The following is a 22,521-nucleotide window of genomic DNA, read 5'->3' on the forward strand; positions in this document are numbered from 1 at the left end:
TGCTACCCCAAAAGCTCCGCGAGCCGGGAAAGGGCCCGCCCGTACTTCTTGGCGAAGGCCCCGTGCCGGTAGATCTCGGGAAACACCTCCTTGAGGGGTACCCCGGAGGCCCGCAGGTCCAGGCCCAGGTTGTACACCTGGTCCACAAAGTGGACGAAGCGCAGGGCGTCGTTCTGGTCGGGGATGGGGGCTAGGCCCAGGAGGTAGACCGCCTCCACCCCCTCCAGCAGGTAGCGGTAGCGGATGGGGTGGAGGGTGCGCAGGTGGGCCAGAAGCTCAGGGAAGACGTCCAGGGTCTTGGGCCTGGGGTCTTCCCGGTACAGGGCGAGGAGGGCCTCCTCCGAAAGGGGCTCCGGGTCGCGCCCAAGCTCCCGGTGGCGGAAGTCTTCCCCCTCGATCCGCTCCACGGCGAAGCGCTGGGCCAAGGACTGGATCTGGTGGCGGAACTGCTCGGCGTTGAACCGCCCCTCCCCCAGGGCCCCCGGCGGGGTGTTGGAGGTGGTGGCCACCCGCAGGCCCCTATCCATGGTGAGGGCCAGGAAGTGGGTGGCCATCTGGGCATTGCCGGGGTCGTCCAGCTCGAACTCGTCTATGAAAAGGTAGCGCAGGGCAGCGAAGCGCCGGGCCCCCTCCCTCAGGCCCACGAGGCCCAGGGCGTAGGTGAGCTCCTCAAAGGTGAGGAAGGCCTTGGGACCGGGGGCCTCGAGGTAGGCCGCCACCAGGAGGTGGGTCTTCCCCACGCCAAAGCCCCCATCCAGGTAGAGCCCTTGGGGGCCAGGCAACCGGGGCCGGAGAAAGCCCCGGGGGCTGTCCTTGATCCATCGTCGCAGGCGCTCCTTGGCCAGGGCCTGGGAGGGGTAGCGGGGGTCGGGGCGGTAGGAGGCGAAGGTGGCGGATTGGAAGCGGGGCGGGGGGACAAAGCCCTGAAGGAGCCTTTCCAGGTCCACCTCGGGGCAGCGGTCGGCAAGGCGCATGGGACCCATTGTAGAAGGGCTAGCGCACCACCTCCACCCTTACCCCCACGGCAAGCCCCTCCCAGCTGGCGTCGGCGGTGAGGGCGGGCAGGCCCAGGCACCGGGCCAGGGCCAGGCAGGCCCGGTCCCCCAAGGAGAGGCCCAGGGGGCGCAGGCGGGCGGCCTCGAGGGCGTCCTCCTCGGTGAAGGGGAAGACCTCGAGAGTCTGGCCCAAGATGCCCCGGGCCCGAAGACGGGCAAAAACCTCTCCTGGATCCAAGCCCCGCTCGGCCAGCTTGGAACCCACCTCCGCCAAGTTCACCGCCCCCATGACCGCCCCCTGCAAAAGGGCCTCCTTCACCCGCTCCCCACCTGGCTCCTTCAGCAGGAAAGCCAAGAGGGCCGAAGCGTCCAGGAGCACCCTCATTCCAGCTCCTCCCTTCTCGCCTCCTCCCGCCTTTCCCGGATGAGCTCCTCCACCAGGCTCACCCCTGGGGGGACCAGGTCCTTGTAGAGGCCGTAGACCTCCTCCACCACCTTGCGCATGGGCTTGAGGCTCACCGTGCCATCGGATTCCAGGGTGAGGAGGAGGCGCTCCCCCTCCCCCACCCCCAGGACCGCCCGCACCTCCGCGGGCAGGACCACCCGACCCTTGGAGCCCACTTGTAGAACATAGTGGGTCTTTTCCAGCACCTGCCCCACACCCCCAGGGTACCAGCAAACCCTTCTGGTACCATGGAGGGGTATGGTGCGGCTCTACGGCATCCCCGGCTGCGGCCCTTGCGAAATCGTGAAGATGTTCCTGGCGCAAAAGGGTATCCCCTTTGAGTTCGTGAACGCCCGCCAGGACCCGGAGGCAGCCCAGAAGATCCGCGAGCTGGTGGGGAGCCCCACCGCCGGGGTGGTCCTGGAGTGGAACGGCAAGGTGGAGGCCATCCGCGGGGTTTCCCCGGCCGCCCTCAACGCCTGGCTCGCCCGGTACCAGGCGGGGGAAACCCGGGTATAATCCCCCCATGCTCACCCTGGACCTTTCTGGCAAAAAAGCCCTTGTCATGGGCGTTACCAACCAAAGGAGCCTGGGCTACGCCATCGCGGAAAAGCTCCACCAGGCGGGGGCCGCCCTGGCCTTCAGCTACCAGGGGGAAAGGCTCAAGGACGAGGTGGAAAAGCTGGCTGGGGCCCTAGGGGCCCTCACCTTCCAGGCCGACGTCACCCGGGACGAGGAGCTGGACCGGCTCTTTGCGGGCATAGGGGAAGCCTGGGGAGGGCTGGACTACCTGGTCCACGCCATCGCCTTCGCCCCAAGGGAGGCCATGGAGGGCCGGTACCTGGACACCCGGCGGGAAGACTGGCTTCTGGCCCTGGAAGTTTCCGCCTACTCCCTGGTGGCCGCCGCCCAAAGGGCGGAAGCCCTCCTAAGGGAGGGCGGGGGCATCGTGACCCTCACCTACTACGCCAGCGAGAAGGTGGTGCCCCGGTACAACGTGATGGCCATCGCCAAGGCAGCCCTCGAGGCCAGCGTGCGCTACCTGGCCTTTGAGCTTGGCCCCAAGGGGGTTAGGGTGAACGCCATCTCCGCAGGGCCCGTGCGCACCGTGGCCGCCAGGAGCATCCCGGGCTTCATGAAGATGTACGACCGGGTGGCCCAGGTGGCCCCCCTGGGGCGGAACATCACCCAGGAGGAGGTGGGGAACCTGGGCCTCTTCCTCCTCTCCCCCCTGGCGGGGGGCATCACCGGGGAGGTGGTCTACGTGGACGCGGGGTACCACATCATGGGGATGGAGCTCTGAAGGCGGGGGTCTAGCACCACATTTTCTAAAGAGAAGGGGCCTTACCCTGGGGGCATGGATGGGAGCCTTGGCCTACACCACATCACCGGTATCGCCGGCGACCCCCAGGAGAACCTGGACTTCTACGCCGGGGTGCTGGGCCTACGCCTGGTCAAGCGGAGCGTGAACCAGGATGACCCCACCACCTACCACCTCTTCTACGCAGACCGGGAGGGTACCCCGGGCACCGACCTTACCTTCTTCCCCTGGCCCAAGCTACCCCCCAATCGCCCGGGGGTGGGCCAGGCGGTGGAGGTAGCCCTAGCCGTGCCCGAAGGGAGCCTGGGCTACTGGGAAGGCCGCCTGGGCCACCTCCCCAAGGAGAGGGGCGAACGCTACGGGCGCCCGGCCCTCCTCCTCCAGGACCCCCACGGCCTCCCCCTAGCCCTGGTGGAGGCCCCGGGCCCGGGCAGGCCCTGGGAGGGAAGCCCTGTCCCCTTGGCCCACCAGGTGCGAGGGCTTTTGGGAGCGCGCCTCTTGGTGCGCAGCGTCCCCTCCAGCCTGGCCGCCCTGGAGGGAGTCCTGGGGTACCGGAAGGCAGTGGAGAAGGGGAACCGGGTGCTTTTGGAGCAAGAGGGGAGTTTCCTGGAGGTACAAGGCCTCCCCCAAGGCCGATGGGGGGCCTGGGGGGTGGGAGGGGTGCACCACCTGGCCTTCCGAGTGCGGGACGAGACCCACGGTCTGGCCCTGCGCCAGAAGGCCCTAGCCCTGGGCCTTCGGCCCACCCCGCTTATAGACCGGTTCTGGTTCCGCTCCATCTACTTCCGGGAGCCGGGGGGCGTCCTCTTTGAGCTGGCCACGGACGGCCCGGGATTTGCCCTGGACGAGCCCCTGGAGAGCCTGGGGCAGCACCTGGCCCTCCCCCCCTGGCTGGAGGCCAAGCGGCGGAGCATAGAGGCCGCCCTGCCCCTCCTCCGCCTCCCAGCATGAACCCTCCTCACCTGGTCCTGCCGGGTCTGGAGGACCTCACCCTCCTCCTCCTTCACGGCAGGGGAGAGGACGAGGGAAGCCTCCTGCCCCTGGCCCGTACCCTGCACCCCATGGCCCACCTCCTGAGCCCCCAGGGATAGAGCCTGGAGGAGGGGGTTCCCCGCTTCTTCCGCCAGCACCGGGAGGGGGTTTTGGATCTGGAGGACCTGAGGGCCAAGGGCCTGGCGACCCTCGGAGTGGAGGCCCCAGGGCACCATGCCCTCCTCCGATCCCTGGTAGCCCTAGGGTACTCCAACGGGGCCAACATGGCCCCGGGTCTCCTCTTCCATCACCCCCACCTCCTGGACGGGACCATCCTCCTCCGGCCCATGGAGCCCTTCGGTAAGCCCTACCCACCCCTGGAGGGCAGACCGGTCCCCTTCCTCCCGGGGGCCCAGGACCTCCTGAACGGCCGAGGTCCTAGGAGGGCGCCTGGAGCAGGCCAGGGCCCGGGCCGAGGGCCACCTGCTCCCTGCAGGCCACGCCCTCACCCCGGAGGACCTGGACCTGGCCCGAGGGTAGCTTGTGCGAGTGTTTCCCCCCAGGCCTCCGCTACCATAGGGGAGATGAGACGCCCTACCCCCACGGTCTGGGTGGGCCGGGTGCCCCTAGGCGGGGCCCACCCCATCGCCGTGCAGTCCATGACCAACACCCCCACCGCGGACGTGGAGGCCACGGTGGCCCAAATCCTGGCCCTCCACCGGGCGGGGAGCGAGATCGTCCGGATCACGGTGAACGACGAGAAGGCGGCCAAGGCGGTGCCCGAAATAAGGAGGCGCCTTCGGGAAGAAGGGGTGGAGGTGCCCTTGGTGGGGGACTTCCACTATAACGGCCACCTGCTCCTCCGGCAATACCCCCGGATGGCCGAGGCCCTGGACAAGTTCCGCCTGAACCCCGGCACCCTGGGCCGGGGGCGGCACAAGGACGAGCACTTCCGGGAGATGGTGGAGATCGCCAAGGACCTGGGCAAACCCGTGCGCATCGGGGCCAACTGGGGCAGCCTGGACCCCGCCCTCCTCACCGAGCTCATGGACCAAAACGCCAGGAGGCCAGAGCCCAAAAGCGCCCACGAGGTCCTCCTGGAGGCCCTGGTGGAAAGCGCGGTGCGGGGCTACGAGGCCGCCCGGGAGCTGGGCCTGGGGGAGGATAAGATCGTCCTTTCCGCCAAGGTGTCCAAGGCCCCCGACCTGGTGTGGGTCTACCGGGAACTCGCCCGGCGCACCCAAGCCCCCCTGCACCTGGGCCTCACCGAGGCGGGGATGGGGGTGAAGGGCATCGTGGCCAGCGCCACCGCCTTAGCCCCTTTGCTCCTGGAAGGCATCGGGGACACCATAAGGGTTTCCCTCACCCCCGCCCCCCATGAGCCCCGCACCCGGGAGGTGGAGGTAGCCCAGGAGATCCTCCAGGCCCTGGGCCTTCGGAGCTTTGCCCCCGAGGTGACGAGCTGCCCCGGGTGCGGCCGCACCACCAGCACCTTCTTCCAGGAGCTGGCCGAGGAGGTGAACGCCCACCTCCGGGCCAAGCTCCCGGAGTGGCGGGAAAAGTACCCCGGGGTGGAGGGCCTGAAGGTGGCGGTGATGGGGTGCGTGGTGAATGGCCCCGGGGAGAGCCGGCACGCCCACATCGGCATCTCCTTGCCGGGAAGCGGGGAGGAGCCCAAGGCCCCGGTCTACGCCGACGGCAAGCTCCTCACCATCCTCAAGGGGGAGAGGATCGCCGAGGAGTTCCTGGCCCTGGTGGAAGCCTACGTGGAGCGGCGCTTCGGGAGCTGATGGGGCCCTTTGCCTTCCAGGTTCTCGCCCAAGCGGGGCGGGCCCGGGTGGGCCGCCTAAAGACCCCCCACGGCCCCGTGGAAACCCCCCTCTTCATGCCCGTGGGCACCCAGGGCTCGGTGAAGGGCCTCCTGCCCAAGGACCTTAAGGAAATCGGCAGCCAGGTCCTCCTGGCCAACACCTACCACCTCCTCCTGCGGCCTGGGCCCGAGCGGGTTAGGGCCTTAGGGGGCCTCCACGGCTTCGCCGGGTGGCGGGGCCCCTGGCTCACGGACTCCGGGGGCTTCCAGGTGATGAGCCTGGGGCACCTGAGGCGGATCGACGAGGAAGGGGTGGTCTTCCAAAGCCATCTGGATGGAAGCCTGATCCGCCTCACCCCGGAAAGAAGCATCGCCATCCAGGAGGCCTTGGGGGCAGACCTCATCATGGCCTTCGACGAGTGCCCCCCCTACCCCTCCTCCCCCGAGTACCTGAAGGCCTCCCTGGAGCGCACCCTGCGCTGGCTGGAGCGGAGTCTGAAGGCCAAGACCCGGCCTGACCAGGCCCTCTTCGGCATCGCCCAAGGGGGGACGGACCCTGGGCTTAGGGCCCTTTCCACCCGGGAAACGGTGCGCTTTGACCTCCCCGGCTACGCCATCGGGGGCCTGGCGGTGGGGGAAAGCAAGGAGGAGATGTTCCCCATGGTGGCCCTCTCCACGAAGATCCTTCCCGAGGGGAAGCCCCGCTACCTCATGGGGGTGGGCCACCCCGAGGACCTGGTGGCGGCCATGGGCCTAGGGGTGGACCTCTTCGACAGCGTCTACCCTACCCGCACAGGCCGCTTCGGGAGCGCCCTCACCCCGGAGGGGCGGATCAACCTCAAAAACGCCCACTTCCTGGAAGACCCAAGGCCCTTAGAGGAGGGGTGTGACTGCTACGCCTGCCAGACCTATAGCCGCGCCTACATCGCCCACCTGGTGCGCTCCGGGGAGATGCTTGGGGGAATTCTCCTATCCCTGCATAACCTCCGCTTCCTCCACCGCTTAACGGAGAGGGCCCGGGAGGCCATCCGCCAAGGAAGTTACGGGACTTTCGCCCGGGAGTTTGCCGAGAAGCGTTTTGGCAGGGAGATCCCCCCTGGTTCCGGGAAGCCATGGCGGCGGGGGGGCACTGGTGATACCACCCCGGCCATAACCTAACCCTCCCGGTAGAACCGGCTTTTCTTGTAATACTCCTCCAAAAGCACCTTGAGGAAGGCGGCGCTGGGCACACCCAGAAGGGCTCCCCAAAGGCCGAACAGGGTGGCCCCCACCAGGATGGCGGCGATGGCGGTCACCGGATGGAGCCGGGTGGCCCGGCCCACGATGAGGGGGCCGAAGAGGTGGCCCTCCAGCTGGTTGGCCAGCCACAGGACCAGGAGGCCGAGAAGGGCCTTGGTCCAGCCCCCGGTGGCCGCCAGGAGCAGGGCGGGCACCCCGGAGACGATGACCCCCACGAAGGGGATGAGGTTAAAGACCCCGGCCAGGAAGCCCAGGCTGGCGGCCAGGGGAACCCCCACCAGCCATAGCCCCACCCCCACCAGGAGCCCCACCAGAAAGGCCACCAAAAGCTGCCCCCGAACATACCCCCCCACGCTTTGGTCCAGCTTATGGGCCAGCTCGGCCACCAGGGGCTGGTAGGGTTCCGGGAACACCTTCAAGGCCGCCTGGGCCAGGCGCGGCAGGTCGTAGAGGAAGTAGATGGAAAGGGTGAGGGCAGTGAGGAGCTGGAAGATACCGCCCAGCAAGGAGGCGAAAAAGCCCAGGAGGTTTCCCCCTTGGGAGAGAAGCCCCTGAAGCCAGCGCACCAAGGTATCCAAAAACCCCTGGAGAAGGCCTTGAAGACCCTGGCTGGCCTCGGCCAGCACGGGCCTTAGGGTTTCGGGAATGGGTATGGCCCGAACGCGATTGGGCAGGTCCAGCAGCCACGAAAGGAAGGGGTTCAGGAACCCAGGAAGCTCCTGGGCTAGGCGGGAGAGCTCCAACACCGTCTGGGCGGTGAGAAAGGAGGCCAGGCCCAGGAAAAGGCCCAGTCCCAGGTAGACCAGGACTACCCCCAGGAGCCGGGGAAGCCTTTTGCCTTCAAAGAAGCGCACCACGGGATGGGTGAGATAAGCGATGGCAAAGGCGGTGAGGAGGATGGAAAGGGCCGGCCAGGCCCGGAGGAGAAAGCGGTAGAGGAGGAAGAAGAGTAGGAGGTAAACGAGAACCCGCACATACGGGTTCTCCCAAACCCGGGCAAAGGCCTCGCGCATGGGGCTATTCTAAGGGGTTGCTTTTCTAAGGGAACACCGAGAAGAAGGCTTTGGCTTCTTTTAAAAGAGCCCCCTTGTCCAAACCCTGAAAGAGGAAGCGCCCCCGGTCGGGCTCCCCTTCCCAGATCTCAAAAAGAAGCCTGGGAGCCCCGCCCATGAGCCCGGTGCTGCCCACATAACCGATGGGATCCCCCCGGTATACCCTCTGCCCCACCTTAAGGCCAGGGTAGGGCCCCTCGAGGTGGGCGTAGACCGAGGTGCGGCCATCCGGGTGGCGGATCCAGACCTCGAGGCCCCGCAAGAGGTCCATCTGCTCCGGGGAAGCTCCGTTTCGCACCGCCTCTAGAAGCCTCTGGAACTCCTCAAGAGAGGGCTCCTGGTAATCTCCCTCCACCCTCACCACCTCTCCCCCAAAAGCGGCCACCACCCCCATCCCCCGCACCACGGGCACACAGGCATCCCCTTGGATGAACACGAAGCCTGCGCTTACCCCCTTACGGTAGGGACGGGGGGCACCCGGGAGGTTTTCGGGCCTAGTGGGCAGGCAGGCTCCGGGAAGGGGAAGAAGATAACCCTGGGGAGCCAGGGCTGCCTTCTGACTGAGCGTCTCCACCTCCTGGCGCAGGCTGAAAAGCTGCCTTCCCCTTAGGGAAAACCCCAGGGTGATCACCAGGCTGTAAAGGGCCAGGGCCAGAAGGAGATAATGCCCCGGCTTCCAGACCATGAGCCCATGCTACAAAAAAAGCCCCCTTTGGGGGGCTTTCACAAGGGAAGAAGGCCTTAGAGCAACTTTAAAAGCCTTTCCTTGATCTCCCTGGCGGAAAGGCCCTCCAGTTTAAGCCCCTTGGCCCGGTCCAGAAGCTCGTAAACCTTGGGGATGTGGCTCGCCGCCACCCGGAAGGTGATCTCCTGGCCCGCCACCTGGACGCGGATCTTCTGCAGGTTGGGGTACTGCCGACGCTTGGAGATGCCGGTGGTCTTCTTACCCACGCCCCCTTCCCGCTTGGCCTTACCCCGCCTTTGGATGCTATTGGCCACGATGGGCCTCTTTCCGCTAATCTCGCACACCTTGGACATAAGACCCTCCCGTGCCCGAAGGCAAACCCTATGGAGTATAGCACAAAGGGGGGCATTGGGTAGACTCTAGGGGATGCCCACGATCCTGGTGCCCCTCCTCCTCTCCTTTGACCAGATCCTCAAGCTCTGGGCCTTGGAAAACCTCTCCCCGGTGCCGAGGCCCTTTCTGGGAGACTTCCTCTACCTCACCCTGGTCAAGAACACGGGGGCGGGCTTTGGCCTTTTGGAGGGCCGGGCCTTCCTCCTAGGGTGGCTCAGCCTGGGGGTGGGGACCCTCCTCCTTTACCTTCTGGCCCGAAGGCGCTATGCCTTCTGGCAAACCCTGGCCCTTTCCCTCATCACCGTGGGGGCTCTGGGTAACGGGATAGACCGCCTAGGCCGGGGCTTTGTGGTGGACTACCTGGACCTGGGAACCTCCATCCCCCTTGTCGCCACCTTCCCCGTCTTCAACCTGGCGGATGTGTGCGTGACGGTGGGGGCAGCCCTGCTCCTCCTGGCTCCCAGGCGGAAGCACCGCTTCTAGAGCCTGTGAAAGCTGGATCAAATCCATTCCACCTTACCCAACACGCCAGGCTACCTCAGGCCCATGACGGCCCTTCCCGTATGGGACGGGACCTTAAAACCTAGACCCTTTGCAAAACCTGCGCAAAGCGCTCCAGGGCTTTCTTCAGGTTTTCCTCGCTGGTGGCGTAGGAAAGGCGCACGTGCCCGAAGGCGGCGAAATCCGTGCCCGGCACCACCGCCACCCCTCCTTCAAGGAGCCTCTCCGCCGCCTTCACCTCGTCCGGGGCGAAGGGGGAGGTGTCCAGGAGGACGTAGAAGGCCCCGCTCGGGCGCACCGCCTTCAACCCGATCTCGGAAAGCCCCTTAAGGAGAAGGTCCCGCCGCCTCTTATAGGCCTCCCGGGCCATCTCAATAAAGGCCCTCGAGGCCTCCTGGTTGGTGAGGGCCTCGAGGGTGGCCCACTGGGCGATGGTGTCGGGGCTGGTGGTGGACTGGCTGGAAACGTCCGCCATGGCCTTGATGACCGCCTTGGGGCCACAGGCGTAGCCGATGCGCCAACCGGTCATGGCGAAGGCCTTGGCCGCCCCGTTCACGGTGATGGTGTGCTCAGGAGCCAGCTGCCCGGGGGAGAAGTGCTCCCCCTCGTAGATGAGGTGCTCGTAGATCTCGTCGGAAACCAGGTAGAAGTCGTGCTCCAGGGCAAGCCGGGCCAGGGCCTCGAGGACCTCCCGAGGATAGACCGCCCCCGTGGGGTTGTTGGGGGAGTTGACCACCAAGGCCTTGGTGCGGGCCGTGATGGCCCTTCTCACCCGCTCGGGATCGGGCACGAAGCCCTCCTCGGGAAGGGTTTCCACCTCCACGGGCACCCCGCCGGCAAAGCGCACCATCTCCGGGTAGCTCACCCAGTAAGGAGCGAGGACGATCACCTCATCCCCGGGGTCCAGGATGGCCTGGAAGAGGTTGAAGAGGGCCTGCTTCCCCCCCACGGTGACAATGGTCTGGTCCGAAGAGATGGCAAGGCCATTCTCCTTTCGGAACTTCTCCGCCAGGGCCTCCCGAAGCTCGGGAATCCCCGCCGGTGGCGCATACTTGGTCCTCCCCTGGGCCAGGGCGCGCCGGGCCGCCTCCTTCACGTGCTCGGGGGTGTCAAAATCGGGCTCCCCCGCCGTCAAGGCCACCAGGTCCACCCCCTGGCGCCTAAGCTCCAGCGCCCTGGCGTTCACCGCCACCGTGGCCGAGGGTTTCATGGCCCTAACCCTTTGCGAAAGGCCGCGCATGGCATAAGTATACAGACATCAGCCCGCCCCCGCTGGGGCCAGGAAGGGCTCCTTGCCCTTGGCCCCCGCCCGCCGCCCCACCACCCGCAGGCCCAAGGGCCGCACCTCGGCCCGGTAGCGGGTGCTCTCCGGCAAAAGCTCCCCGTCGGCATGGGCGGGGACAGGATGGGCGAACTCCACCACCACCTCCCGGCCGGCAAAGGCCACCACCTGAGGATGGGAAAGGTGCCTGCCCAAAAGAAGCCGGGGCAGGATGAAGACCACCCCGGGCCGGGTGAAGGAACGGGCCAGGATCACGGAGAGGAGGCCATCCCGGGGGTCGGCCATGGGGGCGATGGGGATGCCACCCCCGTAGGCGGTTCCGTTCATCACCGCCACCAGGAGAAGGGGCCCCCGGTGCACCTCCTCCCCCTCCACCACCACCCGCCCCTCGGGCAGGCGAAGCTCCTTAAGCACCCCGAAGAGGGCATAAAGGTAGCGAGGCATGCCCCGGAGGAAGGAAGGGGCGGTGAGGGCCTTCTTGGCCACCAGGGCATCGAAGCCAATGCCCAGGGAGGCCCCGAAGGGCTCACCGTTCACCCAGCAGAGGTCTATGGCCTCCTCCTGGGCAAAGAGGGCCAGTTCCAGGGCCTCCCTCCAGGGAAGCTCCCTCAGGCCCAGCATGCGGGCGAAGTCGTTGCCGCTACCAATGGGCACCACCCCCAGGACCTTTTCCGTGCCCGCCAGACCCCTCAACACCTCGTGCACCGTGCCATCCCCTCCCACGGCCACCACCCTGGCCCCTTCGGGGGCATCCCGGGAAAGCTCGGTGGCGTGGCCCGGGCCCTCGGTGAGGAAGGCCTTCGCCCCTTTTTCCCGCGCAGCCTTGAGGATGGACCCGGAAAGCCTCCCCACCTTTCCCCGTCCCGCCGCCGGGTTAACGATGACCCACCTTTCCACCCTCGTATTCTAGGGCCATGGGTCTTCTCGGCCACTTCCTTAAGGGACCCCACCCCAAAACCACCCTGCTCCTCACCCGGGCCGGGCCGGTGGAAAACCCGGAACACGTCCTTTACAGCCATCCGGGCCTTCCCCTTTCGGAACAGGGCAGGCAGGCCCTCCGCTCCCTGGCCAGGCTGGCCCGGCGCTACCCCGTGGCCTGGGTCTATGCCGCCGACAGCCTGGCCGAGGCCGAGGCGGCCGGGCTTTTTGCGGAAGCCCTCGAGGTGCCTTTTACCCTTCTCCCAGAGCTGAGGGAGCGAAGCTGGGGGGAATGGGAAGGGCTGAGCTTCGCCGAGGTAAGGGAGGGGTATCCCCAGGAAGTGGCCGCCTGGCTGGAGGACGAGGCCGGCTTTGCCCCCCGGGTGGGGAAAGCTTGAGGAAGGCCTGGGAAAGGGGGCGGGAAGCGATCAGGACCCTCCTTGGAAAGCATGGAGGCCAGGCCCTGTTGGTGGTGGGGAACTGCACCGTAAACCGCGCCGCCTTAAGCCTGGCCCTGCCCCTTCCCGTGGGCGAAGGCCTCAGGGTGGAGCAGGACTACGCCCGGCTTTCCGTGGTGGAGTTCTACGGGGAAGAAGGGGTGGTGAAGGCCCTTAACCTGGGTCCGCTTGAGGAACAAGCTTGACCTTTGTCCCTGGCTCCGTCCCGGGCAACGGGGAGTAGACTAGAAGCATGATCCGGCCCGTGGCCCGCCAGGACCTTCCCGGGCTCTTAAAGCTCCTCCGCTGGATGGACGAAAGCCCCAAGCGGGGGGTCCTGGCCCCGGAGGCCCGGGACCTCGATGGCCTAGCCGAGGAGCTGGAGGACGGCCTGGTCCTCGTGCGGGATGGGGAGGTGGCGGGGTACGTGGGCCTTTATGCCTTTTGGGATGGAGCGGCCCTCGAGGGACCCCTGGCCTACCGGGAGGAGGACCTTTTCCCCCTTCTCCAGGCCGCGGAAAAGCGGGCCAGGGAGCTTCACCTGGACCGGCTTTACGCCTTCCCAAGGGAGGAAAACCACGCCCTGCGCCAGGTGTTGGAGGAGGCCAACTTCGGCCTTCTGCACCTCACCTACTTCTTCGTGAAAAACCCGGAGGGCCTGGACTACCCACCCCCTGAGGGCGTGGTCATCCGAAGGGGTTTCCCGGGCCCAGGGGTTTACCGGGAGCTTTACCGGGAAAGCGAGGAGGGCTGGGCCCTGCGCCTCAAATGGACGGACGAGGAGCTTTGGGAACATTTCCAGGATCCCCATGTTCACCTCCTGGTGGCCTACCGGGAGGACGAACCCGTGGGCCTGGCCGAGGTGGAGCTGGAGGATAAGGAGGCCAGCGTGGCCTATATCGGCGTGGTGCCCAAGGCCCGGGGCCAGGGCATCGGGCGAGCCCTCTTGGCGGAAGGGGCGAAGCTGGCGCAGAAGAAGGGTGCCACCCTCCTAAGGGTCCGGGCCCACGACCACGAGACCGGAGCCCTGGAGCTTTACCGCAACCTGGGCTTCAGCCTCGAGGAGGCGGTAGCCACCTACGCCAAGGAACTCAGGGCCAGGCGGTAGGTTTCCGCATGGGCCTCCACGGTGAGCCGGGGGTCGCGGTTGTACCCCCCGCCCATGACCACCACCAAGGGTACCCCCAAGGTCTTTACCATGCGAAAAACCCGTTCATCCCGCTTCCGTACCCCCTCGAGGCTCAAGGCCAAGCGGCCAAAGCGGTCCCCCTTTAGCACGTCCACCCCGGCGTTGTAGAAGACCAGCTCGGGCCGGAAAGCCTGGGCTACTTCCAACGCCTCATCCAGGGCATAGAGGTAGGCCCCGTCCCCAATGCCGTCCGACAGGCCCACATCCAGGTCACTCCTCTCCTTCCTTAAGGGGTAGTTCCGCTCCCCGTGGAGGGAAAGGGTGAAAACGGTGGGGTCTTCCTGGAAAAAGACCGCGGTGCCGTTGCCCTGATGGGCGTCCAGGTCCACCACCAAAACCCGGCCCGAAAAGCCCTCCCGCCTGAGCCAGGCCACGGCCACCGCCACGTCGTTGAAGAGGCTATACCCCTCGGCCCGGTCGGGGTAGGCATGGTGGGTGCCCCCGGAGAGGTTCAGGCCAAGGCCCAGCTCCAGGGCATCCCTGGCGGCAGTCAGCGTTCCTCCCGCCGCAAAGAGGGCCCGCCTGAGGAGGCTTGGGCTAAAGGGCAGGCCCAGGCGCAAGGACTCCTGGCGGGAAAGCCCCTCGGTGAAGAGCTTTTCCACGTACTCCGGACGGTGAGCGAGGAGAAGGGCCTCCTTCGGCACCTCGGGGGCGGGCAGGATGGCAAGAAGGTCCTTCAAGGCTTCCGCCACCCCCGGGTACTTGTAGAAGGGGAAGGGATGGCCCTGGGGAAGGTCCACCTTCAAGTGGGCGGTGGTATAGGCCCGCACGCCTTCATCATGCCCCATGAAGCTGCCGGTAGGCCTCATAGGCCGCCACCCCCACGGCCACCGCCAGGTTTAAGGAGCGCACCGGCCCCGGCATGGGAATCCGCACCCCAGGAAAACGGGCGAGGATCTCCGGGGGAAGCCCTCGGGTTTCGGGACCAAAGAGGAGGTAGTCCCCGGGCTGGAAGCTGACCCTGTAGAGGCAGGTATCCCCCCGGGCGCTAAAGGCCCAGACCCGGGCACCCGGGGGCAGGCTTTGCCAGAAGGCCTCCCAGGTATCGTGGAGGCGCAGGTCCACATGGGGCCAGTAGTCCAGGCCCGCCCGTTTAAGCCGAGGATCGCTCAGGCGGAAGCCCAGGGGGCGGATAAGGTGCAAGGGCCAGCCCAAGGCAGCGGCGGTGCGGGCGATGTTCCCGGCGTTCTGGGGGATTTCCGGCTGGAAAAGGACCAGGTGAAGCATGGCCTAGACCCGCCTCCGGTAACGGGTAGCGGCTCCCCAGCCCATCCGCTCCACCTTGCCTTCCCGGATAAGCCGGTTCAGCAAGGCTAGGGTTGCCCGGGGGGTAAGCCCCAGCTGGGCTTCCACCTCCCGCCGGGAAAGGGGACGGGTCAGGAGGCCCAAGGCCCTTTCCCCCAAAGGATCGCGCCGCACCAGGTAGTACCTTCCCCCTTCCTTGCGCAAAAGGCCCATGCGCTCCATCCGGGTGAGAACCTTGCGGGTAGCCTCCAAGGGAAGCTGGAGGGCCCGGGCCAGGTCCTCGAGGGTGGCCTCCCCCACCCTCCGCAGGTGGCCCACGGCGATGAGGTGGTCCAGGCTGAAGCCACCCAGGCGCTCCTGGGCCTCGGCCAGCTCCCGCACGAAGGCCTCGTCCAGCTCCGGGTTGTAGAGGACCAGGGTGAGGGCCTCGGGGAAAAGGTGGTACTCCGGGGGCTCCTTGCCGTACTTGAGGAGGAGGCGGTACATCTTGTCCACCCCGCTTCCCGCCCGCTCCACGTAGCCGAGCCGGTAGAGGGCCTCGGCCAGACGGGGGTTCCGCCTTTTAGGGGGATGGCGGAGGATGTTCTCCGGGGTGATACCGGGAGGGAAGCTTCCCGGGTTGGAAACCTCCAGGCGATCCGGGTAGTGGTGCACCTGGATGGCATCCGGGCTTTGCCAGTCCCGGTGGACCAGGGCGTTTAAGAGGGCCTCCCGGTAGACCTCCTGGTCAAAGTCCCAGACCTCGAGGCGGAACAGGCCCACCGTGAGGTAGCGCACCCGATTCCTGGCCTGGATTAGGTCCCGAAGGCGCTCCAAAAGGGCAGGGATGGGGCGGAGGATGTCTTCCCGAAAAGTGTACCCCTCCTCCCCCTCGTGGAAGTAGTAGCTCACCTCCGCCTGGGGAAGTAGCCGCTTCAGGGCCAAAGGGGTTCCCGCCAGGAGAAGGCCCGCCACCGTGGGCTTCTCCTCCCCCTCCACCCGCTCCAAAAGCCCCAGGGCAAAGAGGAGCTCCAGGTCCGGCAAGGCCGCCAGGTTGCTTCCCCGCTCCTCCAGGATGCGCCTGAGGCGCAGGACCTCCACCGGGTCCAAATCGGAAAGGCTGGCCGCCGGCAACACCTGGGCGGTGAAGTCGGGCTCCGGCAGGGCCTGGCCCATCCTCAGCTCCGTGAGCCTTTTGCCGTCCCAAAAGGGCACCCGCCCCGCCCCCACGGCGATGGCCGCCGGGCTTTGGGGCACATGGAGGGCTAGAACCCGGCCCAAGGGTCCCTCCACCACTTCCACGTAGGGCAGGAGAAGCCCCTGGGTGAGCTGGAAAAGGGCATGGGTGATCTGCAAGGGGTGGATCTCCGAGGCTCCCACTACCCGTCCCTCCCCATCCACCCCCAGGAAGAGGATCCCGCCCCGGTGGTTGGCTAGACCGGCAGCGTAGCGGGCCAGCTCCTCCGGGGAGAGGTCCGGAGGCAGGAAAAGGGTGCGCTCGTCCTGTCCCAAAGCGAGCCGCTCCAAGAGTTCTTCCCACGTCACGGGCCTCAGTTTAAGGGGAGAGGCCCGGGGCCAGCGGGGTGGTTTCTTGAGAATATTGTTCAGCGTCATGGGGACATTTGCACACTTTTGCACCGACACTTTGCGCCATAGTCAGTCCTGATTGGCTATATGTCTCGCTATTATTTGTCAAGTGTCAAGCTAATGCTTGACATTATGCACACCCGGTGCTACCCTCAGCCCTAAGGAGGTGACGGACCATGCGGAAGACCCTATTTATAGTGGCAAGCGGGCTTTCAGGACTGGCCTTGGCAGAAGGGGTGGACGGGGCGGCCACGGCCTGGATGCTGGTTTCCACGGCCCTGGTGCTCCTCATGACCCCGGCTTTGGCCTTCTTCTACGGCGGCCTGGTGCGGAGCAAGAACGCCTTGAACACCATGATGATGAGCTTCGCCACCTTGGGCTTCGTGGGGGTGGGCTGGGCGCTCCTCGGCTACAGCCTGGCCTTTGCCGAGGGCGGTCCCTGGCTGGGAGGCCTAGGCCACGCCCTTCTGAAGGGAGTGGGCCTCGAGGCCAAGGGGGAGATCCCCCACCTCCTCTTCATGGCCTTCCAGGGCACCTTTGCCATCATCACCGCCGCCCTCCTCACGGGCGGTATGGTGGAGAGAATGCGCTTTCCCGCCCTGCTCCTCTTCCTCAGCCTCTGGGGGCTCTTGGTCTACGCCCCCCTGGCCCACTGGGTCTGGGGGGGAGGGTTTTTGGGCTCCTTAGGGGCCCTGGACTTCGCCGGGGGCACGGTGGTGCACATCAACGCCGGCATCGCTGCCCTGGTGGGGGCCTTGGTCCTGGGGGCCCGGAAGGACTACGGCCGCCAGGCCATCCTGCCCCATAACGTCCCCTTTACGCTTCTGGGGGCCGCCCTTCTCTGGTTCGGCTGGTTTGGGTTCAACGGGGGAAGCGCCCTGAGCTCCGGGGCCCTGGCCAGCCTGGCCTTTGTGAACACCCTCCTCGCCCCCGCGGCCACCCTGGTGGCTTGGGTCCTCCTGGACCTCCTCCGCACCGGCAAGGTCACAGCGGTTGGGCTCGCCACCGCCATCGTGGTGGGCCTGGTGGCCATCACCCCGGCAGCGGGGTTCGTATCCCCCCTGTCCGCCCTGGTGCTGGGGGCGGTGAGCGCCTTCCCCAGCTATTTCTTCCTGCTCTGGCGGCCCAAGACCCGGCTGGACGACTCCCTGGACGTCTTTGGCGCCCACGGGATCGCCGGCACCACCGGTGCCCTCCTCACCGGCCTTCTGGCGGAGAAGGCCTGGAACGGGGTGGCGGATGGCTTCCTCTTCGGCAACCCCGTGCAGCTGGCCATCCAAGCCCTGGCGGTGGGGGTGGCGGTGGCCTACTCCGCCCTCGGCACCTTCCTCCTCCTGAAGCTTGTGGGCCTTCTCACCCCCTTGCGGGCGAGCCCCAAGGAGGAAGGGCTGGGCCTGGACGTGACCCAGCACGGGGAGGAAGCCTACGTGGAAGGCGAAGGGGCCATCCTGGTGCTCTCCGAGGCTAGCCCCCCTGCCCTCAAGCCCGCGGGAGGTAAGGCATGAAGCTCATCGTGGCCATCATCCGGCCGGAGAAGCTACAGGACGTGCTGGAGGCCCTCTTCAGGGCAGAGGTGCGGGGGCTATCCATCAGCAGGGTCCAGGGGCACGGGGGGGAGACGGAAAGGGTGGAAACCTACCGGGGCACCACGGTGAAGATGGCCCTGCACGAGAAGATCCGCCTGGAGATCGGGGTGTCCGACCCCTTCGTTCGGCCCACGGTGGAGGCCATCCTCAAAGCCGCCCGCACCGGGGAGGTGGGGGACGGAAAGATCTTCGTTCTGCCGGTGGAGAAGGTCTACCGGATCCGCACCGGGGAGGAGGACCAGGCCGCCGTGACCCCGGTACAATAAGGATGTGACGGCCAGGCAGCGGGCCATCCTTCACCTCCTGGTGGAGGTGTACATCAAGACCAAAGCCCCTGTGCCCTCGGCCAGGCTGGCCGAGGGCCTGGGGCTTTCCCCTGCCCTGGCCCGGTACGAGCTCATCGCCCTCGAGGAGATGGGCTACCTCTCCAAACCCCATGCCTCCGCCGGAAGGGTCCCCACCCGGCAGGCCTTCCGCCAGTACTCCCTTTCCCTCCTCCCCCCAAAACCCCTTCCCGAGGCCACCCAGGAGCGGCTCCAGCGGGCCCTGGAGGGGGCCAGGGAACCCGAGGCCTTTTTGGTGAAGATGGCGGTGGGGCTTTCCGGGTACCCTGCCCTCCTGCGCCTTAGGCCCCGGAGGTCCCCCAGGGTGCTTCAGGTCCACCTCTCCCCCCTCCCGGAAGGCACCCTGGCGGTCTTCGTCCTGGAAGGGGGAAGGGTGAAGGAGGCCCGCCTTCCCCTCACCCTCCCGACAGAGCGCCTAAGACAGGCGGAAGAAGCCCTCTCCGGACCCTTTGCCGCCCTTCCCCCGGCTCCCAGGGGCCTGGAGGAGCTTTTCGCCCATCTCTCCCGGGCCCTTTCCGCAGGCCTTTCCCTCGTCTACCGCGAGGGGCTTTCCGAGGCCTTAAAGGAACCGGAGGCCAAGGACACTGGCTTTCTGGAGCGCCTGGTGGCCCTTTATGAAGCCGGGGGGGACGAGGCGGTCCTGACCCCTCCCGGCCGGGTGGACGTGCGGGTGGGGGAGGTGGAGGGCCTTTCCCAGGTGCAGGCGGGCTTCGCCCGGGGGGAGTGGCTAGGGGAGCTGGTGCTCCTGGGGCCCATGCGCATGCGCTACCTCGAGGCCCTCTCCGTGGCCTCAAGCCTCAGCCAGGTCTATACTGGGCAGCATGCGGGTTGAAGTGCGGCTCTTCGCCCTTTACCGGGAACAGGCGGGCACGGACCGCCTCTTCCTGGAGCTTCCCGAAGGAGCCCGGGTACTGCATGCTAAAGAAGCCCTGGAGAAGCGTTTTCCCGGCCTAAGGCTGGAGGGCGGCATGGCGGCGGTGAACCAGGCCCTGGCCCAGGGGGAAACCCCCCTAAAGGAGGGGGACGAGGTGGCCTTTCTGCCCCCGGTCTCGGGAGGGCAGGACTCCTACGGCCTCACCCATGAACCTTTGGACCTTAAGGCCCTGGTGGACTGGGCCACCGCCCCCGAGTACGGGGCAGTGGTGAGCTTCCTGGGCACCACCCGGAGCCCCAACCGGGGGGAGGAGGTGGCCTTCTTGGAGTACGAGGCCTACCCCGGCATGGCGGAGAAGGTCATGGCGGAGATCATCGGGGAGATGCGCTCCCGCTGGCCCCTGGGCCGGGTGGCCCTCTGGCACCGCCTGGGCCGGGTGGACCCCGGGGAGGCCTCCATCGCCATCGTGGTTTCCGCCCGGCACCGCCCCGAGGCCTTCGCGGCCTGCCAGTACGCCATTGACCGGGTGAAGCAGATCCTCCCCGTCTGGAAGAAGGAACACCGGCCGGACGGCAGCTTCTGGGTGGAGGGGTTCACCCCGGAAGGGCACCGCCTCTGACGTGGCCTCCTTCTCCCTCATCGCAGGTCTTCTTCTCCTGGTCCTTTGGGCCCTGCCCCTCCTTCTCGGCTTCCTCTCGGGCCGGGCCTACCGGCATGGGCGCACCAGGGTGGGCCTGGGTCTCCTCCTCTTCGGGGGCTTCCTGGGGCTCCTTGCCCGGCCCAGGCCCTTGGGGCTTCTTCTTCTCCTTCTGGGGCTCGGTCTGGGCTACGGGCGGCTACGCTGAAAAACCCTGGCGAAAGCCTTACAATAGGACGATGACCGAGCGGTCCTTGCGCCCGCTAACGGAAGAGGAATACCTGGCCCTGGAAGGGGCTAGCCCCGTGCGCCACGAGCTGGTAGGGGGCATCCCTTATGCCATGGCCGGGGCCAGCCTGGACCACAACCTCCTGGTGACCAACCTGGTGGCCCTCCTCAAGCCCCTGGCCCGGGCCAAGGGGTGCCGGGTTTACAGCGAAACCGTGAAGCTTAGGCTCGCGGAGGACACCTTCTACTACCCGGATGTTATGGTGGTCTGTGGCCCCAAGGCCCACCCCCTCTACGAAACCGCCCCCTGCTTGGTGGTGGAGGTGCTCTCCCCGAGCACCGAGGCCCAGGACCGGCGGGAGAAGCTGGCCCGCTATCTGCGCCTCCCGAGCCTCGAGGGCTACCTCCTCCTGGAAAGCGAGGGACGGGGCGGCACCCTGTACCGCAGGACGGCAGAGGGCTTCCTGGCCGAACCCCTGGAGGAAAGCTTTGCCCTGCCCTGTGTGGGAGGAAGGCTTAGCCTCGCGGAAGTCTACGAGGGCGTGGCATGAGGCCCATCCTGGAACTCCTACCCGAAGAGCTTCCCGGCGAGGGCTTCCGCAAGGCCCAGATCGCCCGCTGGCTCTACGCCCGGGGGGCCATGGACTTCTCCGAGATGACCGACCTGCCCAAGGGCCTCCGGGAAGCCTGGGGCCAGGAGTGGCGCATCTCCGAGTTCGCCCTGGTGGAGGCCTACCCCAGCCGGGATGGGAGCGTCAAGTACCTCTTCACCCTCCTGGACGGAAAGAAGACGGAAGCCGTCTACATGCCCTACCCTAACCGCAAGACCGTCTGCCTTTCCAGCATGGTGGGCTGCCCCGCGGGGTGCACCTTCTGCGCCACCGGGGCCTTGGGCTTTGGCCGCAACCTCACCGCGGCGGAGATCCTTTCCCAGCTCCTGGCCATCGCCCACCACCAGGGCATCTCCCCCAGGGACATCCGGAACGTGGTGCTCATGGGCATGGGGGAGCCCCTCCTAAACCTGGGCAACGTGCTGCGGGCCATCCGCATCATGCTCCACAAGAAGGGCCTGGCCATGAGCCCAAGGCGCATCACCCTCTCCACCGTGGGCATCCCCAAGGGGATCTACCGGTTGGCGGAGGAGGATCTGGGGGTGCGCCTGGCCCTTTCCCTCCACGCCCCCGAGGACGAGACCCGCAAAAAGATCATCCCCACCGCCCACCGCTACTCCGTGGCGGAGGTCCTCGAGGCGGTACGCCACTACTACGCCAAGACCAAAAGGCGGGTCACCTTTGAGTACACCCTCCTCAAGGGTTTAAACGACCACCCCTGGCAGGCCAGGCTTCTCGCCAAGCTCCTTAAGGGCCTAAGCGCCCACGTGAACCTGATTCCCTTTAACCCCTGGGAAGGCGCTCCCGTGGAAGGCACCCCCAAGGCGGGCATCCTGGCCTTCGCGGAGGAACTGAGGCGCCTGGGGGTGCCCACCTCCATCCGCTGGAGCCGAGGGCAGGACGTGGGGGCGGCCTGCGGCCAGCTAGCCTTAAAGGCTCCCAAGGCCCTCACCTTCACAGCGACTCTAGAAGGCGCCGGGCGATGACCAGCTTCAGGATCTCGCTGGTACCCTCCCCGATGCGGGTCAGGCGGGCATCGCGCCAGTAGCGCTCCACCGGATAATCCTTGATGTACCCGTACCCTCCCAGGACCTGGATGGCCTCGTCGCAGGCCTTCACCGCCACCTCGCTGGCGAAGAGCTTGGCCTGGGCGGCCTCGAGGGTATAGGGCCTTCCCGCATCCCGAAGCTCCGCCGCCTTGAGGTAAAGAAGCCTCGCCGCCTCCAGCTCCGTGGCCGCCTCCGCCAGCTTGAAGGAAACCCCCTGGTATTCGGCGATGGGCCTGCCGAAGGCCTCCCTTTGCTTGGCGTAGCGCAGGGCGTAGTCCAAGGCCGCCCGACCCAGGCCCACCGCCATGGCGGCGATGCCGATCCGGCCCCCGTCCAGCACCCTTAAGACGTCGTAAAACCCCTTGCCCCGCTCCCCCAAAAGGCCTTCCTCGGGCACGAAGAGGTCCTCGAGGAGGAGCTGGGCGGTGTCGGAGGCGTTTAGGCCCAGCTTCTCCTCCTTGCGGCCCACCCTAAGGCCCCGCTCGGGGCGGAAAAAGGCGAAGGCGGAGAGGCCCAGGTGCTTCCTCTCCGGGCTTGGGGCGGGGTCGGTGCGGGCCACGATCACGTACACCCCGGCCACGCTCCCCTGGGTGATGAACTGCTTGGTGCCATTGAGCACATATCCCCCTGGCACCGGCTCGGCCCGGGTCTTGAGGGCAGCGGCATCCGAACCCGAGCCCGGCTCGGTAAGCCCCCAGGCCCCCAAAAGCTCCCCCGAGGCCAGCTTGGGCAGGAAGGTCTCCTTCTGCCTTTCGTTCCCCGCCAGGAGGATGTGCCCTGTGGCCAAGGAGTTGTGGCTGGCCACGGTGAGGGCCAGGGCCCCGTCGTAATAGGCGATCTCCTCCACCATGCGGGCGAAAAGCCGGCTTGCCAGCCCCGCCCCCCCGTAGGCCTCGGGCACCGTGGCCCCGAAGACGCCAAACTGGGCGAGCTTCCGCACCAGCTCAAAGGGAAAGGCCCCCGTGCGGTCCCGCTCCGCCGCCCCCGGGGCCACCTCCACCTTGAGGAACTCGCGGAAGGGCCCCAAGACCGCCCGCTCCTCCTGGCTTTCCTCAAACCAAAGCCCCATGGTGGGCATAGTATAACACTTTCTTGCGGCATAGCAAAAATACGTTACCCCACAGACCCCCGGAACCCCGGAC

General features: G+C 66.9%; 26 protein-coding genes and 2 pseudogenes. 16 read left to right on the forward strand and 12 right to left on the reverse strand.

Going from position 1 to position 22,521, the window contains the following annotated elements; all coding sequences use genetic code 11:
• Nucleotides 1-2 precede the first annotated feature (2 nt).
• From zapE to EBI04_RS09170, 3 genes are read right to left on the reverse strand one after another with little or no spacing between them, the layout of a single operon-like run.
• Entirely contained in the window at nucleotides 3-974 is a 972-nt protein-coding gene (gene zapE, locus EBI04_RS09160) for a cell division protein ZapE (RefSeq protein WP_135257200.1), read from the reverse strand.
• Between the two features lie 19 nt (nucleotides 975-993).
• Complete coding sequence (locus EBI04_RS09165; protein WP_135257201.1) at nucleotides 994-1,380, reverse strand: type II toxin-antitoxin system VapC family toxin; 387 nt, start codon at nucleotides 1,378-1,380, stop codon at nucleotides 994-996.
• Nucleotides 1,377-1,655, reverse strand: a complete 279-nt coding sequence (locus EBI04_RS09170) for an AbrB/MazE/SpoVT family DNA-binding domain-containing protein (protein ID WP_135257202.1) — start codon at nucleotides 1,653-1,655, stop codon at nucleotides 1,377-1,379. The genes EBI04_RS09165 and EBI04_RS09170 overlap by 4 nt, the downstream gene beginning before the upstream one ends.
• 43 nt (nucleotides 1,656-1,698) lie before the next feature.
• Here EBI04_RS09170 and EBI04_RS09175 point away from each other — a divergent pair, with 43 nt between their 5' ends.
• The 6 genes and pseudogenes from EBI04_RS09175 to tgt all read left to right on the forward strand — a co-directional run bounded on the left by EBI04_RS09175 (nucleotide 1,699) and on the right by tgt (nucleotide 6,679).
• Nucleotides 1,699-1,959, forward strand: a complete 261-nt coding sequence (locus tag EBI04_RS09175) for a glutaredoxin family protein (protein ID WP_135257203.1) — start codon at nucleotides 1,699-1,701, stop codon at nucleotides 1,957-1,959.
• A gap of 7 nt (nucleotides 1,960-1,966) precedes the next feature.
• Nucleotides 1,967-2,743, forward strand: coding sequence for an enoyl-ACP reductase FabI (locus EBI04_RS09180; protein ID WP_135257204.1), 777 nt, complete (start codon nucleotides 1,967-1,969; stop codon nucleotides 2,741-2,743).
• 54 nt (nucleotides 2,744-2,797) lie between these two features.
• On the forward strand, nucleotides 2,798-3,712 hold the full coding sequence (locus tag EBI04_RS09185) for a VOC family protein (protein ID WP_135257205.1): 915 nt from the start codon (nucleotides 2,798-2,800) through the stop codon (nucleotides 3,710-3,712).
• Nucleotides 3,709-3,852 carry a hypothetical protein gene (locus tag EBI04_RS13560; protein ID WP_240695273.1) on the forward strand — a complete coding sequence of 48 codons (144 nt, stop codon included), beginning with the start codon at nucleotides 3,709-3,711 and terminating at the stop codon, nucleotides 3,850-3,852. Before EBI04_RS09185 ends, EBI04_RS13560 begins: the two co-directional genes overlap by 4 nt.
• A 465-nt stretch (nucleotides 3,853-4,317) precedes the next feature.
• Complete coding sequence (gene ispG / locus EBI04_RS09195; RefSeq protein WP_167481934.1) at nucleotides 4,318-5,523, forward strand: flavodoxin-dependent (E)-4-hydroxy-3-methylbut-2-enyl-diphosphate synthase; 1,206 nt, start codon at nucleotides 4,318-4,320, stop codon at nucleotides 5,521-5,523.
• Nucleotides 5,523-6,679: pseudogene (gene tgt / locus EBI04_RS09200) on the forward strand (tRNA guanosine(34) transglycosylase Tgt). The gene ispG and the pseudogene tgt overlap by 1 nt, the downstream one beginning before the upstream one ends.
• 18 nt (nucleotides 6,680-6,697) lie before the next feature.
• On the opposite strand, the gene EBI04_RS09205 reads toward tgt, so the two are convergent.
• The 3 genes from EBI04_RS09205 to rpmB are packed head-to-tail and all read right to left on the reverse strand — an operon-like array spanning nucleotide 6,698 to nucleotide 8,872.
• On the reverse strand, nucleotides 6,698-7,795 hold the full coding sequence (locus EBI04_RS09205; protein ID WP_135257207.1) for an AI-2E family transporter: 1,098 nt from the start codon (nucleotides 7,793-7,795) through the stop codon (nucleotides 6,698-6,700).
• 25 nt (nucleotides 7,796-7,820) lie between these two features.
• A complete protein-coding gene (locus tag EBI04_RS09210) occupies nucleotides 7,821-8,519 on the reverse strand; it encodes a M23 family metallopeptidase (protein WP_135257208.1) in 699 nt (232 codons plus the stop codon).
• Nucleotides 8,520-8,575: 56 nt separating this feature from the next.
• Nucleotides 8,576-8,872 (reverse strand): 50S ribosomal protein L28, encoded by a 297-nt coding sequence (gene rpmB / locus EBI04_RS09215; RefSeq protein WP_135257209.1) that lies wholly within the window; start codon nucleotides 8,870-8,872, stop codon nucleotides 8,576-8,578.
• Between the two features lie 73 nt (nucleotides 8,873-8,945).
• Between rpmB and lspA the strand changes: the two genes are divergently transcribed.
• A complete protein-coding gene (gene lspA / locus EBI04_RS09220; protein ID WP_135257210.1) occupies nucleotides 8,946-9,395 on the forward strand; it encodes a signal peptidase II in 450 nt (149 codons plus the stop codon).
• A 100-nt stretch (nucleotides 9,396-9,495) separates the two neighbouring features.
• On the opposite strand, the gene aspC is transcribed toward lspA, so the two are convergent.
• The gene (gene aspC, locus EBI04_RS09225; protein ID WP_135257211.1) at nucleotides 9,496-10,653 is read right to left on the reverse strand and encodes an aspartate/prephenate aminotransferase; all 1,158 of its coding nucleotides are present in this window, start codon (nucleotides 10,651-10,653) and stop codon (nucleotides 9,496-9,498) included.
• 18 nt (nucleotides 10,654-10,671) lie between these two features.
• On the reverse strand, nucleotides 10,672-11,592 hold the full coding sequence (locus EBI04_RS09230) for a diacylglycerol/lipid kinase family protein (protein WP_135257212.1): 921 nt from the start codon (nucleotides 11,590-11,592) through the stop codon (nucleotides 10,672-10,674).
• 17 nt (nucleotides 11,593-11,609) lie between these two features.
• Between EBI04_RS09230 and EBI04_RS09235 the strand changes: the two are divergent.
• Nucleotides 11,610-12,256: pseudogene (locus EBI04_RS09235) on the forward strand (histidine phosphatase family protein).
• Between the two features lie 47 nt (nucleotides 12,257-12,303).
• Nucleotides 12,304-13,158, forward strand: coding sequence for a GNAT family N-acetyltransferase (locus EBI04_RS09240; RefSeq protein WP_135257213.1), 855 nt, complete (start codon nucleotides 12,304-12,306; stop codon nucleotides 13,156-13,158).
• On the opposite strand, the gene EBI04_RS09245 is transcribed toward EBI04_RS09240, so the two are convergent.
• Genes EBI04_RS09245 through EBI04_RS09255 form a run of 3 tightly spaced genes read right to left on the reverse strand, consistent with a single transcriptional unit; the run spans nucleotide 13,128 to nucleotide 16,008 of the window.
• The gene (locus EBI04_RS09245) at nucleotides 13,128-14,009 is read right to left on the reverse strand and encodes a histone deacetylase family protein (protein WP_135257214.1); all 882 of its coding nucleotides are present in this window, start codon (nucleotides 14,007-14,009) and stop codon (nucleotides 13,128-13,130) included. The two genes, EBI04_RS09240 and EBI04_RS09245, sit on opposite strands and share 31 nt — an antisense overlap.
• A 7-nt stretch (nucleotides 14,010-14,016) precedes the next feature.
• A complete protein-coding gene (locus EBI04_RS09250; protein ID WP_135257215.1) occupies nucleotides 14,017-14,466 on the reverse strand; it encodes a tRNA (cytidine(34)-2'-O)-methyltransferase in 450 nt (149 codons plus the stop codon).
• 3 nt (nucleotides 14,467-14,469) lie between these two features.
• Complete coding sequence (locus EBI04_RS09255; RefSeq protein ID WP_135257216.1) at nucleotides 14,470-16,008, reverse strand: ATP-binding protein; 1,539 nt, start codon at nucleotides 16,006-16,008, stop codon at nucleotides 14,470-14,472.
• 218 nt (nucleotides 16,009-16,226) lie between these two features.
• Here EBI04_RS09255 and EBI04_RS09260 point away from each other — a divergent pair, with 218 nt between their 5' ends.
• Genes EBI04_RS09260 through rlmN form a run of 7 tightly spaced genes read left to right on the forward strand, consistent with a single transcriptional unit; the run spans nucleotide 16,227 to nucleotide 21,316 of the window.
• The gene (locus tag EBI04_RS09260; RefSeq protein ID WP_135257217.1) at nucleotides 16,227-17,555 is read left to right on the forward strand and encodes an ammonium transporter; all 1,329 of its coding nucleotides are present in this window, start codon (nucleotides 16,227-16,229) and stop codon (nucleotides 17,553-17,555) included.
• On the forward strand, nucleotides 17,552-17,902 hold the full coding sequence (locus tag EBI04_RS09265) for a P-II family nitrogen regulator (protein ID WP_135257218.1): 351 nt from the start codon (nucleotides 17,552-17,554) through the stop codon (nucleotides 17,900-17,902). Before EBI04_RS09260 ends, EBI04_RS09265 begins: the two co-directional genes overlap by 4 nt.
• A gap of 4 nt (nucleotides 17,903-17,906) precedes the next feature.
• On the forward strand, nucleotides 17,907-18,812 hold the full coding sequence (locus EBI04_RS09270) for an HrcA family transcriptional regulator (RefSeq protein ID WP_135257219.1): 906 nt from the start codon (nucleotides 17,907-17,909) through the stop codon (nucleotides 18,810-18,812).
• Nucleotides 18,802-19,473, forward strand: a complete 672-nt coding sequence (locus EBI04_RS09275; protein WP_135257220.1) for a molybdenum cofactor biosynthesis protein — start codon at nucleotides 18,802-18,804, stop codon at nucleotides 19,471-19,473. Before EBI04_RS09270 ends, EBI04_RS09275 begins: the two co-directional genes overlap by 11 nt.
• A gap of 1 nt (nucleotide 19,474) precedes the next feature.
• Nucleotides 19,475-19,699, forward strand: a complete 225-nt coding sequence (locus EBI04_RS09280; RefSeq protein ID WP_038041020.1) for a hypothetical protein — start codon at nucleotides 19,475-19,477, stop codon at nucleotides 19,697-19,699.
• Nucleotides 19,700-19,730: 31 nt separating this feature from the next.
• Nucleotides 19,731-20,270 (forward strand): Uma2 family endonuclease, encoded by a 540-nt coding sequence (locus EBI04_RS09285; RefSeq protein WP_135257221.1) that lies wholly within the window; start codon nucleotides 19,731-19,733, stop codon nucleotides 20,268-20,270.
• Entirely contained in the window at nucleotides 20,267-21,316 is a 1,050-nt protein-coding gene (gene rlmN / locus EBI04_RS09290) for a dual-specificity RNA methyltransferase RlmN (protein WP_135257222.1), read from the forward strand. The genes EBI04_RS09285 and rlmN overlap by 4 nt, the downstream gene beginning before the upstream one ends.
• Here rlmN and EBI04_RS09295 read toward each other — a convergent pair.
• The gene (locus EBI04_RS09295; protein WP_206202026.1) at nucleotides 21,285-22,448 is read right to left on the reverse strand and encodes an acyl-CoA dehydrogenase family protein; all 1,164 of its coding nucleotides are present in this window, start codon (nucleotides 22,446-22,448) and stop codon (nucleotides 21,285-21,287) included. The genes rlmN and EBI04_RS09295 overlap by 32 nt on opposite strands.
• Nucleotides 22,449-22,521: the final 73 nt, after the last annotated feature.

Source organism: Thermus caldilimi, assembly GCF_004684245.1.
Taxonomy (GTDB): Bacteria; Deinococcota; Deinococci; order Deinococcales; family Thermaceae; genus Thermus; species Thermus caldilimi.

Excerpts from the sequence above, each read along its gene's own strand:
- EBI04_RS09250 (WP_135257215.1), bottom strand. The coding sequence starts at position 14,466 with ATGCTTCACCTGGTCCTTTTCCAGCCGGAAATCCCCCAGAACGCCGGG.
- EBI04_RS13560 (WP_240695273.1), top strand. The coding sequence starts at position 3,709 with ATGAACCCTCCTCACCTGGTCCTGCCGGGTCTGGAGGACCTCACCCTC.
- EBI04_RS09205 (WP_135257207.1), bottom strand. The coding sequence starts at position 7,795 with ATGCGCGAGGCCTTTGCCCGGGTTTGGGAGAACCCGTATGTGCGGGTT.
- rlmN (WP_135257222.1), top strand. The coding sequence starts at position 20,267 with ATGAGGCCCATCCTGGAACTCCTACCCGAAGAGCTTCCCGGCGAGGGC.
- ispG (WP_167481934.1), top strand. The coding sequence starts at position 4,318 with ATGAGACGCCCTACCCCCACGGTCTGGGTGGGCCGGGTGCCCCTAGGC.
- EBI04_RS09210 (WP_135257208.1), bottom strand. The coding sequence starts at position 8,519 with ATGGTCTGGAAGCCGGGGCATTATCTCCTTCTGGCCCTGGCCCTTTAC.
- EBI04_RS09295 (WP_206202026.1), bottom strand. The coding sequence starts at position 22,448 with ATGGGGCTTTGGTTTGAGGAAAGCCAGGAGGAGCGGGCGGTCTTGGGG.
- lspA (WP_135257210.1), top strand. The coding sequence starts at position 8,946 with ATGCCCACGATCCTGGTGCCCCTCCTCCTCTCCTTTGACCAGATCCTC.
- EBI04_RS09240 (WP_135257213.1), top strand. The coding sequence starts at position 12,304 with ATGATCCGGCCCGTGGCCCGCCAGGACCTTCCCGGGCTCTTAAAGCTC.
- rpmB (WP_135257209.1), bottom strand. The coding sequence starts at position 8,872 with ATGTCCAAGGTGTGCGAGATTAGCGGAAAGAGGCCCATCGTGGCCAAT.
- EBI04_RS09265 (WP_135257218.1), top strand. The coding sequence starts at position 17,552 with ATGAAGCTCATCGTGGCCATCATCCGGCCGGAGAAGCTACAGGACGTG.
- EBI04_RS09180 (WP_135257204.1), top strand. The coding sequence starts at position 1,967 with ATGCTCACCCTGGACCTTTCTGGCAAAAAAGCCCTTGTCATGGGCGTT.
- zapE (WP_135257200.1), bottom strand. The coding sequence starts at position 974 with ATGCGCCTTGCCGACCGCTGCCCCGAGGTGGACCTGGAAAGGCTCCTT.
- aspC (WP_135257211.1), bottom strand. The coding sequence starts at position 10,653 with ATGCGCGGCCTTTCGCAAAGGGTTAGGGCCATGAAACCCTCGGCCACG.
- EBI04_RS09285 (WP_135257221.1), top strand. The coding sequence starts at position 19,731 with ATGACCGAGCGGTCCTTGCGCCCGCTAACGGAAGAGGAATACCTGGCC.
- EBI04_RS09275 (WP_135257220.1), top strand. The coding sequence starts at position 18,802 with ATGCGGGTTGAAGTGCGGCTCTTCGCCCTTTACCGGGAACAGGCGGGC.
- EBI04_RS09260 (WP_135257217.1), top strand. The coding sequence starts at position 16,227 with ATGCGGAAGACCCTATTTATAGTGGCAAGCGGGCTTTCAGGACTGGCC.
- EBI04_RS09175 (WP_135257203.1), top strand. The coding sequence starts at position 1,699 with ATGGTGCGGCTCTACGGCATCCCCGGCTGCGGCCCTTGCGAAATCGTG.
- EBI04_RS09185 (WP_135257205.1), top strand. The coding sequence starts at position 2,798 with ATGGATGGGAGCCTTGGCCTACACCACATCACCGGTATCGCCGGCGAC.
- EBI04_RS09165 (WP_135257201.1), bottom strand. The coding sequence starts at position 1,380 with ATGAGGGTGCTCCTGGACGCTTCGGCCCTCTTGGCTTTCCTGCTGAAG.